13 protein-coding genes are annotated in these 12,719 nt (G+C 55.9%); 8 read left to right on the top strand and 5 right to left on the bottom strand.

The window, feature by feature from the left end:
* The first annotated feature begins 26 nt into the window (after positions 1–26).
* Positions 27–1,460, top strand: a complete 1,434-nt coding sequence (glgA, locus tag BBA90_RS18390) for a glycogen synthase GlgA (RefSeq protein WP_065650397.1) — start codon at positions 27–29, stop codon at positions 1,458–1,460.
* Between the two features lie 22 nt (positions 1,461–1,482).
* Complete coding sequence (gene glgP / locus BBA90_RS18385) at positions 1,483–3,930, top strand: glycogen phosphorylase (RefSeq protein WP_065650396.1); 2,448 nt, start codon at positions 1,483–1,485, stop codon at positions 3,928–3,930.
* A gap of 78 nt (positions 3,931–4,008) precedes the next feature.
* On the opposite strand, the gene BBA90_RS18380 is transcribed toward glgP, so the two are convergent.
* Positions 4,009–4,566: a DcrB family lipoprotein gene (locus tag BBA90_RS18380; protein ID WP_065650395.1), complete on the bottom strand. Its 558-nt coding sequence runs from the start codon at positions 4,564–4,566 to the stop codon at positions 4,009–4,011.
* A gap of 113 nt (positions 4,567–4,679) precedes the next feature.
* Complete coding sequence (locus tag BBA90_RS18375; RefSeq protein WP_065650394.1) at positions 4,680–5,345, bottom strand: 7-cyano-7-deazaguanine/7-aminomethyl-7-deazaguanine transporter; 666 nt, start codon at positions 5,343–5,345, stop codon at positions 4,680–4,682.
* 307 nt (positions 5,346–5,652) lie between these two features.
* Here BBA90_RS18375 and tusA point away from each other — a divergent pair, with 307 nt between their 5' ends.
* A complete protein-coding gene (tusA, locus tag BBA90_RS18370; protein WP_065650393.1) occupies positions 5,653–5,904 on the top strand; it encodes a sulfurtransferase TusA in 252 nt (83 codons plus the stop codon).
* Positions 5,905–5,994: 90 nt separating this feature from the next.
* Here the strand turns inward: tusA and BBA90_RS18365 are convergent, their stop codons facing one another.
* Entirely contained in the window at positions 5,995–6,624 is a 630-nt protein-coding gene (locus tag BBA90_RS18365) for a lysoplasmalogenase (RefSeq protein ID WP_065650392.1), read from the bottom strand.
* Between the two features lie 159 nt (positions 6,625–6,783).
* Between BBA90_RS18365 and BBA90_RS18360 the strand changes: the two genes are divergently transcribed.
* A complete protein-coding gene (locus tag BBA90_RS18360) occupies positions 6,784–7,140 on the top strand; it encodes a DUF2500 domain-containing protein (protein ID WP_065650391.1) in 357 nt (118 codons plus the stop codon).
* Positions 7,141–7,188: 48 nt separating this feature from the next.
* On the opposite strand, the gene BBA90_RS18355 is transcribed toward BBA90_RS18360, so the two are convergent.
* Both BBA90_RS18355 and rsmD read right to left on the bottom strand, forming a co-directional pair.
* Entirely contained in the window at positions 7,189–7,458 is a 270-nt protein-coding gene (locus tag BBA90_RS18355; RefSeq protein WP_039331733.1) for a DUF1145 family protein, read from the bottom strand.
* The gene (gene rsmD / locus BBA90_RS18350) at positions 7,448–8,047 is read right to left on the bottom strand and encodes a 16S rRNA (guanine(966)-N(2))-methyltransferase (RefSeq protein WP_065650390.1); all 600 of its coding nucleotides are present in this window, start codon (positions 8,045–8,047) and stop codon (positions 7,448–7,450) included. Before rsmD ends, BBA90_RS18355 begins: the two co-directional genes overlap by 11 nt.
* 228 nt (positions 8,048–8,275) lie before the next feature.
* On the opposite strand from rsmD, the gene ftsY reads away from it, so the two are divergent.
* From ftsY to rpoH, 4 genes are all read left to right on the top strand, one after another.
* Complete coding sequence (ftsY, locus tag BBA90_RS18345) at positions 8,276–9,898, top strand: signal recognition particle-docking protein FtsY (protein WP_065650389.1); 1,623 nt, start codon at positions 8,276–8,278, stop codon at positions 9,896–9,898.
* A gap of 5 nt (positions 9,899–9,903) precedes the next feature.
* A complete protein-coding gene (gene ftsE / locus BBA90_RS18340; RefSeq protein ID WP_065650521.1) occupies positions 9,904–10,572 on the top strand; it encodes a cell division ATP-binding protein FtsE in 669 nt (222 codons plus the stop codon).
* On the top strand, positions 10,562–11,557 hold the full coding sequence (ftsX, locus tag BBA90_RS18335; RefSeq protein WP_065650388.1) for a permease-like cell division protein FtsX: 996 nt from the start codon (positions 10,562–10,564) through the stop codon (positions 11,555–11,557). Before ftsE ends, ftsX begins: the two co-directional genes overlap by 11 nt.
* 240 nt (positions 11,558–11,797) lie before the next feature.
* A complete protein-coding gene (gene rpoH, locus BBA90_RS18330) occupies positions 11,798–12,655 on the top strand; it encodes an RNA polymerase sigma factor RpoH (RefSeq protein WP_065650387.1) in 858 nt (285 codons plus the stop codon).
* Positions 12,656–12,719 lie beyond the last annotated feature (64 nt).

Raw genomic sequence — 12,719 nt, 5'->3', positions numbered from 1 at the left:
GCGCGATAACATAATAGGGGTTCAGGATGCAGGTTTTACATGTCTGTTCAGAGCTTTTTCCGCTGCTGAAAACGGGCGGACTGGCTGATGTCGTCGGCGCATTACCTCAGGCACAAATAGCCGATGGTACGGATACGCGGGTATTGCTTCCGGCGTTTCCGGATCTGCGTAAAGGAATTCCTGATACTGATGTAGTAGCAGAGCTGCAAACCTTTGCCGGACCCGTGCGCCTGCTGTTTGGGCAGTACAACGGTGTCGGAATTTATCTGATTGACGCGCCAGGATTGTATGACCGTCCCGGCAGCCCCTACCACGACACATCGCAGTTCGCTTACGTCGATAACTATCTGCGTTTTGCGCTGCTGGGCTGGATGGGTGCCGAGCTGGCAAGCGGCGTGGACGCACTGTGGCGTCCGCAGATTGTGCATGCGCATGACTGGCATGCCGGTCTGACCTGCGCCTACATTGCCGCGCGCGGCAATCCGGCTAAAACGGTCTTTACCGTACACAACCTTGCCTATCAGGGGCTGTTTAACGCCCGGCATCTGGATGAGATTCAGATCCCGCAGGAATATTTTGGTATGCACGGTCTGGAGTTTTACGGCCAGATCTCTTACCTCAAAGCCGGCCTGTTCTTTGCCGATCATATTACGGCGGTCAGTCCGACCTACGCGCTGGAGATCACCCGCCCGGAATTTGGTTACGGTATGGAATCGCTGCTGGAGCAGCGTCTGCGTGAAGGTCGCCTGAGCGGCATTCTCAACGGCGTGGATCCGGGCATCTGGGATCCGGCGCATGACCTGCTGCTGACCGCCCGTTATGACCGCGACACGCTGGAGAGTAAAGCGGAAAACAAACGTCAGCTGCAGATCGCCATGGGACTGAAAGTCGATGACAAAGTGCCGGTCTTCTGTGTTATCAGCCGGCTGACAAAACAGAAAGGGCTCGATCTGGTGCTGGAAGCGCTGCCGGGTCTGCTGGCGCAGGGCGGGCAGCTGGTGTTGCTGGGTCAGGGCGATGCCGAACTGCAGCAGGGTTTCCTTGCGGCGGCGGCGGAACATCCCGGCAGCGTGGGCGTACAGATTGGCTATCACGAAGCGTTCTCACACCGTATTGTCGGCGGTGCCGATGTGATTATGGTGCCCAGCCGCTTTGAACCCTGCGGACTGACGCAGCTCTATGGTCTGAAATACGGCACGCTGCCGCTGGTGCGTCGTACCGGTGGTCTGGCCGATACCGTACAGGATAGCTCTCTGGAGAACCTGGCGGATGGTGTCGCCAGCGGCTTCAGTTTTGAAGACAGTAACGCCTGGTCACTGCTGCGTGCTATTCGTCGCGCCTTTGTGCTCTGGTCACGACCTTCACTCTGGCGCTATGTTCAGCGCCAGGCCATGGCGATGGATTTCAGCTGGCAGGTGGCGGCGCAAGCCTACCGCGATCTTTATCAACGTATGCTGTAATTGAGAGATTGGGAGTCCGGATATGAATGCACCTTTTACCTACGCCTCACCCACGCTGACGGTTGAAGCGCTGAAGCACTCAATCGCCTATAAGCTGATGTTTACGATTGGCAAAGATCCTTCAATCGCGAATAAGCATGAGTGGCTGAACGCGTCGCTGCTCGCGGTGCGAGACCGTATGGTAGAGCGCTGGCTGCGTTCCAGCCGTGCGCAGCTGTCGCAGGACGTGCGTCAGGTTTACTACCTGTCGATGGAGTTCCTGATGGGCCGTACGCTGGGCAATGCGCTGCTGGCGATGGGCATTTATGACGATCTTAATCAGGCGCTGGATGAGATGGGACTCAACCTCAGCGAACTGATGGAAGAGGAAAACGATCCCGGACTCGGCAACGGCGGCCTCGGTCGTCTGGCTGCCTGCTTTCTTGATTCGCTGGCAACGTTAGGCCTGCCGGGACGCGGTTACGGTATCCGCTATGACTACGGCATGTTCCGGCAGAATATTGTCGATGGTCAGCAGCGTGAGTCGCCAGACTACTGGCTGGAGTATGGCAACCCGTGGGAGTTTCAGCGCCACAATACCCGCTATAAAGTGCGTTTTGGCGGCCGCCTGCAGCATGAGGGCGCGCGCGTTCGCTGGGTGGAAACCGAAGAGATTGTCGCGATGGCGTACGATCAAATCATCCCTGGTTTTGACACCGATGCCACCAATACGCTGCGGCTGTGGGGCGCGCAGGCAAGTAATGAGATCAACCTTGGCAAGTTCAACCAGGGCGACTACTTTGCGGCCGTCGAGGATAAAAACCATTCAGAGAACGTTTCGCGCGTTCTTTATCCGGATGATTCAACTTACTCCGGACGCGAGCTGCGGCTGCGTCAGGAGTATTTTCTGGTTTCATCTACGGTACAGGATATTCTGCATCGCCACTGGAAAATGCATGAAACCTGGGACAACCTTGCTGACAAAGTCGCTATCCACCTGAACGACACGCATCCGGTACTGGCGATCCCGGAACTGATGCGGCTGCTGATCGATGAGTATAAGTTCAGCTGGGATGACGCATTTGAAGTTACCTGTCAGATCTTCTCCTACACCAACCATACGCTGATGAGCGAGGCGCTGGAGACCTGGCCGGTAGACATGATCGGCAAAATTCTGCCGCGTCACCTGAGTATTATTTTTGAGATCAATGATTACTTCCTGAAAACCATTCAGGAGCACTATCCCGACGACTGGGATCTGCTGTCGCGCATCTCGATTATTGATGAGAATGATGGCCGCCGCATCCGCATGGCGTGGCTGGCGGTCGTGGTCAGTCATAAAGTAAACGGCGTCTCTGAGCTGCACTCCAATCTCATGGTGCAGTCGCTGTTTGCCGACTTTGCCCGACTCTTCCCGGGACGTTTCTGCAACAAAACGAACGGCGTTACGCCGCGCCGCTGGCTGGCGCTGGCAAATCCGGCGCTCTCTGACGTGCTGGATGAAACTATCGGCCGCACCTGGCGCACCGATCTGTCACAGCTCAGCGAGCTGCAGCCGCATATCGACTATCCGGCGTTTATTCGCCAGGTGGCCGATGCCAAATTTGCCAACAAGCAGCGGCTGGCGGCATGGGTCGCCAAAAACATGGATATCGTGCTTAACCCGCACGCGCTGTTTGATGTACAGATCAAGCGTATTCACGAGTACAAACGGCAGCTGCTGAATGTGCTGCATGTGATCACCCGCTATAACCGTATCAAAGCCGATCCCGATGCCAACTGGGTGCCGCGCGTAAACATTTTTGCCGGCAAAGCCGCCTCAGCGTATTACGTGGCGAAGCACATTATTCATTTGATCAATGATGTGGCTGACGTGATCAACAATGATCCGCAGGTGAAGAACAAGCTGAAGGTGGTGTTTATCCCTAACTACGGCGTCAGCCTGGCGCAGATCATCATTCCGGCAGCCGATCTTTCGGAACAGATCTCCACGGCCGGTACCGAGGCCTCCGGCACCAGTAACATGAAGTTTGCGCTTAATGGCGCGCTGACGATTGGCACGCTGGATGGGGCGAATGTGGAGATGCGTGAGCACGTGGGTGCAGAGAATCTCTTTATCTTCGGCAACACCACTCCGCAGGTTGAGCAGCTGCGCAAAGAGGGCTATAACCCGCGCAAATACTTTGAGGAAGATGCTGAGCTGCATCAGGTGCTGACGCAGATTGCTACCGGCGTGTTCAGTCCGCAGGATCCGGGACGGTATCGCAACCTGTTTGATGCGCTGGTCAACTTCGGTGACCACTATCAGCTGCTGGCAGATTACCGCAGCTATGTGGATACGCAGGACAAGGTAGATAAGCTTTACCGGCAGCCGGATGAGTGGCAGCGGCGGGCGGCGCTGAATATCGCCGGTATGGGCTACTTCTCCTCAGACCGCACTATTCAGGAGTATGCAGATGAGATCTGGCATATTTCGCCGGTGAGGTTATAAAAAAGGGTCGCCACATAGGGCGACCCTGCAAAGCGGTACGATCAGCGTCAGGTGCGTCTTCATGCGCACCTGGCGTAATTATTTCAGGGTAATGCTTTTCACAATGCTGTCTGCATCGCTCTGCGCCTGCTGCTGATTCTCAGCCGGCAGCGTGATCTGCAGCGTCAGCAGTTTGCCATCCACTTTTGCCAGAACTATCGTTGACCATGACGTCTGGTTGTTGGCAGAAATCACCGTATCCAGCTGCTGAGCCGGCTGATCTTTTAGCGTTACTGCTTTATTCGACACTACCTGCAGCTGCGCATCGCGGTTGCGCTGCTGCTGCTCCAGACGTTTTGACAGCGTCTCAAGCGTATCACTGGTCGGGTCGCCGGCGATCACGATAATCGCGCGCTGGCCGGTTTCATCAGCGTACACATGCATGTTAGTGGATTCAGAACCGAGCTTACCGCTCTTATCAGACATACCCGCAGGCAGCGTAAAACTCAGTTTCCCTTCCATCAGATTCACAGTCTGAGCTGACTGGCTGACGCTGGTGCCGCTGTTATCGGCGGTGGCATCCTCTTTTTTCTGATCGCACGCCGCCAGGCCCAGCACCAGCAGACCGATACCTGCATATTTCACTACGTTGCGCATTCTGTTCCCTTTTACAATTCCAGTCTGGCTTATACAAACGGAATCGGCGGTTAAAAGCAACCGCCGATGTGTCAGGAAATCTTAGCGTACTGCGCCATTTCGTCTATGGCACATCAGCCGAAATTGATCTGGCGGGCATGATACCGTTCTGCCATGCGCTTCAGGGCGGCATTCAGCAACAGACCATAAGCGGGAAGGAAGAAGATAAGGCAGATCAGTACCTTGAAACTGTAATCCACCAGGGCAATCTCGACCCAGTGCGCTGCCATGAAGGGATCCTGGCTCTTGTAAAATGCGATAAAGAAAAAGGCCAGCGTATCACTCACGTTACCCAGAAACATCGCGCAGGCAGGCGCTATCCACCACTGCGGCAGCTGGCGCAGACGGTTAAAGACGTGAACATCAAGGATCTGGCCCAGTGCATACGCCATAAAGCTGGCGCAGGCGATACGTGCGACAAAGAGATTGACCTGCTGCAGCGACGCCCAGCCCTGCCATGCTCCCTGATAAAAGAGACAGGAGATAGCGTAGGAGATAAACAGCGCCGGGATCATCACCGCGAGGATAATACGCCGCGCCAGCGGGGCGCCGAAAATACGCACGGTCAGGTCGGTTGCGAGAAAAATAAAGGGAAAGCTGAACGCACCCCAGGTGGTATGAAAACCAAAAATAGCGACCGGCAGCTGAACCAGATAATTGCTGGAGGTGATCACCAGCAGATGAAACAGCGACAGCCAGAAAAGGGCGTGCATGCGCTGACGCGCAGAAAAAGCGATCATAATAAGCCTTTTTAACAGTGGGGTGAGGGAACCCATCTCCTTCATCATTCGCATTTTTGCTGCACTGGCTGCGCTTGCGTATCCCGATCGCTTACTTCAGTAAGCTCCCGGGAATATACGCGCTTGCCGCCTTGCCAAAAAGCAAACGATTTTGGGGACTAAGCAACGGTTTTAAAAAAAACGGACGGCATCTTAACCCGTTGCGCAATTTATGCAACGGTTAATTTTAGCGCAATCGTTGTCGCCTTGCGCTGCAGAAATGGCGAGCTAGAATGAGCATCTTTGTTTACTTACCGATAAGAGAATCATGAGCGATCCTTTCTCCGCACCCGACCATACGCTGGATGCGCTGGGCCTGCGCTGCCCTGAACCCGTGATGATGGTACGCAAGACGGTACGCACGATGCAGGCGGGCGAAACGCTGCTGATTATCGCTGACGATCCGGCGACCACACGCGATATTCCCGGTTTCTGCCGCTTTATGGATCATGATTTACTGGCACAGCAGACGGATGCGCTGCCATATCAGTATCTGATCAGAAAAGGCGCGGAGGCCTGAGGATGCAGTCATCGCGGGTGCGATGGCGTTAATGCAGGGCGCGTCTGATATCAGTAACGGGCAGTGGCCCGTTACTGATGGCCTGATTGATTATGAGAGCCAGAGCGAACGCACAATCATAAAGTGACCGGCAAAATAGCAGGCGGCGACAATGGCGCTGTCAGCGCTGAAACGCCGGCGATAGTGTGAAATAAACCAGATGATATTGGCCAGCAGCAGCAGGCCCGCACCAATCAGCAGCGAAAAGCTGTAGTCGGTTGGCCGGAAAAAGTAGTTTTCAGCCGCCAGCCAGTTCATCACCAGCGTCATGCCAATCAGGGTACAGATAGGCCAGCGCAACTCCTCCAGCCGCGTCCAGAGCAGCGCAATGACCGCAACGCCGATGATCAGGAACGTCAGCGGGATCGGCCAGTAGAAGCTCATGGTCATATGGGCGGTAAAGCTGATGGTGTAGAGCAGATGCGAAAGGAAAAAGGCACCCAGCGCATAGAGCATCTGCTGCCGCGGCAGCAGCATCAGCGCGTCGCCTGCCAGCGTGGCAATCAGTCCGGCGAGGATCAGATAATCCGTGGTATTCACAGCGGGCGCCTGCCAGGCCCAGGCAACCAGCAGCAGCAGGGTCACGGGTTTAAACAGCCAGCGTTGCCACTGCGGACCACGATAGGAGGCATCCACATAAAGCCAGCCGGAAAAAAGTACTGCAAGGAAAGACCAAAGCATTTTTTCTCCCTTTTGTAGACCAGATGTCCACATTGTTGAAATATCCCAGACTCTCTTTGAGTTTAAGTTACCGCTGGCAAATGTGACAATCGGGCAACTCTGGTTGTATGCTTTAGCCTCTTTTTTAATTATCAAATGAAGTGAAGTGCGAGCAAAAACATGAGCAAACCACCGCTAATCTTTTTTATCGTCCTGGCGATTATTGCCATTCTGGCGACCCGGCAGTTTATCAAGCAGCGGCGCGAAGCCGCGGTTAACGATGCCTCTCCGGTGCGATCGCTTACCGTGCAGGTAAAAACAAAACGTGAGTTTCCGGCGCCAAATCGCCGTTCGCGGCAGCGCGAAGAGATTGCCGGTGAAGAGATGAAATATGAAGCCTGGTTTCATCCGCTGAACGGCGCGAGCGACATTAAAACTGCGGTCAGCGCCAGCGATTATCATCAGATGGATAAGGGTGTTAAAGGCGAGCTGAAGATGCAGGGCAGCCGGTTTGTCAGCTTTACCCCCGCGCGCTAAAACCGGAGCGCCAGCGAAGGTGCTCCGGTTAAAACCGGATGTGCAGAGTTACATCTTTGGATAGTGCTTTTTCTGCCAGGCCAGCAGCTCAAACACCCCGAAAAAGAAAATTTTAGCCTGCGTGGCGCCGCTCAGTTTCGGCGCCTCTTTAGGCTGGGTGGCGCGCAGCAGTACCAGCTGCAGTCCATGCATAATCACCATGAAAAACAGGGCGACATGCACAAAGTAGCGCAGCGGGGTGGGGAAAGGGTGCACCAGATTCAGCAGCAGAAAAGCCCAGACGCAAATCATCAGTAACCGTCCCAGATTAAGCCACATCATGCGCCTCCTGTTGGCGTTGATAGAGTCGGTAGGCGACCTGACCGGCGATCTTCTCCCGGTAAAGCTGCCAGCTGGCGGGCACATCAGGCGTGCCCTGTTCCACTTCACTTTCTACGTAAATCAGCGCATCTGCGCTCAGCCACTGATTACGCTCCAGCAGCGCCAGCGTTTCCGCCAGCAGCCCTTTGCGAAACGGCGGGTCGACAAACACAATATCAAACGCTTCCCCCGGCTGGCTGAGCCACTGCAGCGTGTTGGCCTGTATCACTGTAGCCTGCGTTGCGCGCAGGGTGTCGACATTGCGCGACAGCTGCTGCGCCACGCTGCGTTCCAGCTCCAGCAGCGTCACTGAGCCCGCATAGCGCGACAGCGCTTCCAGACCCAGCGCACCGCTGCCGGCAAAGCAATCGAGGCAGCGCGCCTGCTGAAGATCGGGCGCCAGCCAGTTAAACAGGGTTTCGCGTACGCGATCGGTCGTGGGGCGCAGGCCTGCGCTATCCGGCACCGGAAGTTTACGGCCGCGCCACTGGCCACCAATAATGCGGATTTGGCCAGCGCCGCCGCTGCTGCGGGGTGATTTACTCATTTTGCTCACAACTCGTCATAATTTGTTGCGTAGTTTAACGGGCGCGACAGGCAGAAGAAACGTAAAAAAGGGTGCTGTGGTGCGCTGGCCGGAAAGTGTTAGACTATTGAACGATACAAGTGTGCGTAATGCGCTGATTTTACGCTGCAGAAAGCTTAAAAACTGAATTTATATCCCCTGGGGACAGCGTGCTACCGGGAATAAGCCATCGAGGAGTGTGGTCACACAATGGCAAAAGAGAAAAAACGCGGCTTTTTTTCCTGGCTGGGCTTTGGCAAAGAAGAGCAGGCGCCCGCCCCGGCTGAAGAGCAGGTAAAAGAGCAGCCCGCAGAGGAGGCTCAGCCTGCTGCCGCTGAAGAGAGTACGAGTGCGTCCGGGCGCGCCGAAGCGCAGGCAGCGGAAACCGTTGCGCTGACGGAGCAAAAAGCGAAAGAGCAGGCAGCAGATCAGACGGCCCGGCACGTGCCAGCGTCTGAGGATGGAAGCATCACCGCGCAGCCTGAAGAGATCCTGCCGGAAGAGGAGCCTGAGCTGGCCCCGCTGCCGGTTAACGAAGAGATCCTGCCGGAAGAGGAGCCTGAGCTGGCTCCGCTGCCGGTTAATGAGGAGATCCTGCCGGAAGAGGAGCCTGAGCTGGCTCCGCTGCCGGTCAGTGAAAAGCGCCTGACGGAAGAAACACCTGCTGTCGCGGCGGATGAGCAACCGCTGACTGCCGCCGTGGCGCCGGAACCTATCCTGCCTGGCGATGAAAGTCAGCTGGCCGAAGCGGAAGCTGAGACAGATGAAGACGCACCGCTCAGCGATGAAGAGCTGGAGGCGCTGGCGCTGGCGGAAACCTACGCTGAAGATGCTGCTGAAGCCGAAGACACCGTAAGCGATCTTCCGCTGGCGGCAGCGCCTATTGTGACGCAGGAGCAGGAGCGCCCGACTAAAGAAGGCTTTTTCGCCCGCCTCAAACGCAGCCTGGTAAAAACGCGGACCAACCTTGGTTCAGGCTTTATCAGCCTGTTTCGCGGTAAAAAAATCGATGACGATCTGTTTGATGAGCTGGAAGAACAGCTGCTGATTGCAGATGTGGGCGTGGAAACCACCCGCCGCATTATTACCAGTCTGACCCAGCAGGCAAGTCGCAAACAGCTGCGTGACGCTGAAGCGCTGTATGGTCTGCTGAAAGCGGAAATGGCCGGCATCCTTGATAAAGTGGATGCGCCGCTGGATGTGAGTGGCAAAACGCCATTTGTGATCCTGATGGTCGGCGTAAACGGTGTCGGCAAAACTACCACCATCGGTAAACTGGCGCGTCAGTATCAGGCGGAAGGCAAATCGGTGATGCTGGCTGCCGGCGATACCTTCCGTGCCGCTGCGGTTGAGCAGCTGCAGGTGTGGGGACAGCGCAACAATATTCCGGTTGTGGCGCAGCATACGGGTGCAGATTCTGCCTCGGTGATTTTTGATGCAATTCAGGCGGCGAAGTCGCGCAACGTGGATGTGCTGATTGCGGACACCGCCGGTCGCCTGCAGAACAAAGCGCATCTGATGGAAGAGCTGAAAAAAATCACCCGCGTGATGAAGAAGTTGGATGAGGATGCGCCGCATGAGGTGATGCTGACGTTAGATGCCAGCACCGGACAGAATGCGGTCAGTCAGGCAAAACTGTTTAATGAAGCGGTAGGGCTGACAGGCATCGCCCTGACCAAGCTGGACGGCACGGCGAAAGGGGGCGTTATCTTCTCGATTGCTGACCAGTTCGGCATTCCTATCCGCTATATCGGTGTCGGAGAAGGCATCGAAGATTTACGGCCATTTAAGGCCGCAGACTTTATTGAGGCACTGTTTGCCCGAGAGGAATGATTGGCATGATTCGCTTTGAAGAAGTCAGTAAGGCTTATCTGGGAGGGCGCCAGGCGCTGCAGGGGGTCGATTTTCATCTGCGTCCCGGCGAGATGTCCTTCCTGACCGGACACTCCGGTGCGGGTAAAAGTACCCTGCTGAAGCTGATTTGCGGCATCGAGCGTCCGAGCGCCGGACAGATCTGGTTCAGCGGGCATGATATCTCCCGTCTGCGTCACAGCGAAGTGCCATTTCTGCGTCGCCAGATCGGAATGATTTTTCAGGATCACCACCTGCTGATGGATCGCTCAGTCTATGACAATGTGGCTATTCCGCTGATTATTTCCGGCGCCAGCGGCGAAGATATCCGCCGTCGTGTTTCCGCGGCTCTGGATAAAGTCGGCCTGCTCGACAAAGCGAAAAGTTACCCGATTCAGCTCTCCGGCGGTGAACAGCAGCGCGTGGGCATTGCGCGCGCGGTGGTTAATAAACCCGCGGTGCTGCTGGCAGATGAACCCACCGGTAACCTCGATAACGCGCTGTCAGAAGATATTCTGCGCCTGTTTGAAGAGTTTAACCGCGTTGGAGTAACGGTACTGATGGCAACCCACGATCTGGGGCTGATCGCGCGGCGCAACTACCGCGTGATGACGCTGAATCAGGGACGTCTGCACGGAGGCCACGATGGTCAATAAACGCAACAAGCGTCCGGCGGCAGCCAGGCCGGCAAAGCAGCCTAAGGCGCCGTCAAAGCGTAAAGCGCTGAAAGGCGGCTGGCAGGAGCAGTGGCGCTACGCCCTGCGCGGTACGCTGTCCGATATGTGGCGTCAGCCGCTGGCAACGCTGCTCACCGTCATGGTTATCGCCATTTCTCTGACGCTGCCCAGCGTCTGTTACATGGTGTGGAAAAACGTCAGTCAGGCGGCCACCCAATGGTATCCGGCGCCGCAGCTGACGGTCTATCTTGATAAGACGCTGGACGATAGCGCGGCAGAAAACGTGACCGCACAGCTTAAGCAGCTGGAAGGGGTCGACAGCGTGAACTACCTGACGCGCGACGAGGCGCAGAGTGAGTTCCGCAACTGGTCCGGCTTTGGCGGCGCAATGGATCTGCTGGAGCAGAATCCGCTGCCGGCAGTCGCAATCATCACGCCGAAGCTTAATTTCCAGAACTCTGACACCATGGCAAGCCTGCGCGATCGGGTGGCGAAAGTGCAGGGTGTAGATGAAGTACGTATGGATGACAGCTGGTTTGCCCGTCTGGCGGCGCTGACGGGCCTGGTCGGACAGGTAGCCTCTATGATCGGTCTGCTGATGATTGTGGCGGTGTTCCTGGTGATTGGTAACAGTGTCCGGCTCAGCATCTTTGCCCGGCGCGATACCATCAACGTTCAGAAGCTGATTGGCGCAACGGATGGCTTTATTCTGCGGCCGTTCCTCTATGGCGGTGCGCTGCTGGGTTTTGCCGGTGCGCTGCTGTCACTGGTGCTTTCTGAAGTGCTGGTGCTGCGACTGCAGTCGGTGGTGGCGCAGGTAGCATCGGTGTTTGGCACCGCCTTTACGCTGGAAGGGTTTGCCTGGGATGAAGGCCTGCTGCTGCTGCTGATTGCCGCGATTATTGGCTGGATTGCGGCCTGGCTTGCCACTGTGCAACATTTACGCCGATTTACGCCGCAGTAACCCATGGCAACGATTTTTTGATATACTCTTCCTCTGCTGCCAGCAGTACAGGCGCAGAGGAATGCTCCGATTTTCCCCGCTGTCACCTGTGTGTAAAATATTCACTGCTATAATTGAACTTGTGGATAACCCCGGCGTCTAATTAGCACAGATTGCTGTTGGTTTTCGTCTGACGTTGACATACTGTAACGTCTGCGCAAGGACACGCGCAGCAATTCCATTGAATTTGTGAGGGTTTGAATGACCAAAGAAATGCAAACTTTAGCGATTGCTCCTCTGGGCAACCTGGAATCTTACGTTCGGGCTGCCAATAACTGGCCGGTATTGACGGCAGAAGAGGAAAAAGCACTGGCTGAGCGGCTGCATTACCAGGGCGATCTGGATGCAGCGAAAACGCTGATCCTGTCACACCTGCGCTTTGTTGTTCACATCGCACGTAACTATGCAGGTTATGGTCTGCCACAGGCGGATCTGATTCAGGAAGGCAATATCGGCCTGATGAAAGCGGTGCGCCGCTTTAATCCGGAAGTCGGCGTGCGTCTGGTCTCATTTGCGGTGCACTGGATCAAAGCTGAGATCCACGAATATGTGCTGCGCAACTGGCGCATTGTCAAAGTCGCAACCACCAAAGCGCAGCGTAAGCTGTTCTTTAACCTGCGTAAAACCAAGCAGCGTCTGGGCTGGTTTAATCAGGATGAAGTTGACATGGTGGCGCGTGAGCTCGGCGTCAGCACCAAAGATGTGCTGGAGATGGAGTCGCGCATGGCGGCGCAGGACATGACCTTTGATATGTCCTCTGACGATGAGGCAGGCGACGGCAAGCCAATGGCTCCCGTGCTCTACCTGCAGGATAAAACGTCAGACTTCGCTGACGGTATCGAAGAGGACAACTGGGACGCCCACGCTGCTGATAAGCTGAGTGATGCGATGCTCAGCCTGGACGAGCGCAGTCAGCATATCATCCGTGCCCGCTGGCTGGATGATGACAATAAAACCACGCTGCAGGAGCTGGCCGACCGCTATGGCGTCTCAGCAGAGCGCGTGCGTCAGCTGGAAAAGAACGCGATGAAGAAGCTGCGTTTGGCGATTGAAGCCTGATATTCCGCAGACCGCAATAAGGGCGACCTCAGGGTTGCCCTTTTTTATGTCTGTCATCCGGCCG

This window comes from Pantoea eucrina (assembly GCF_001691555.1).
In the GTDB taxonomy this organism is placed as follows: Bacteria; Pseudomonadota; Gammaproteobacteria; order Enterobacterales; family Enterobacteriaceae; genus Pantoea; species Pantoea borealis.
The sequence above is the reverse complement of the archived record's forward strand: the minus strand, read 5'-3'. Positions and strand labels throughout refer to the sequence as shown.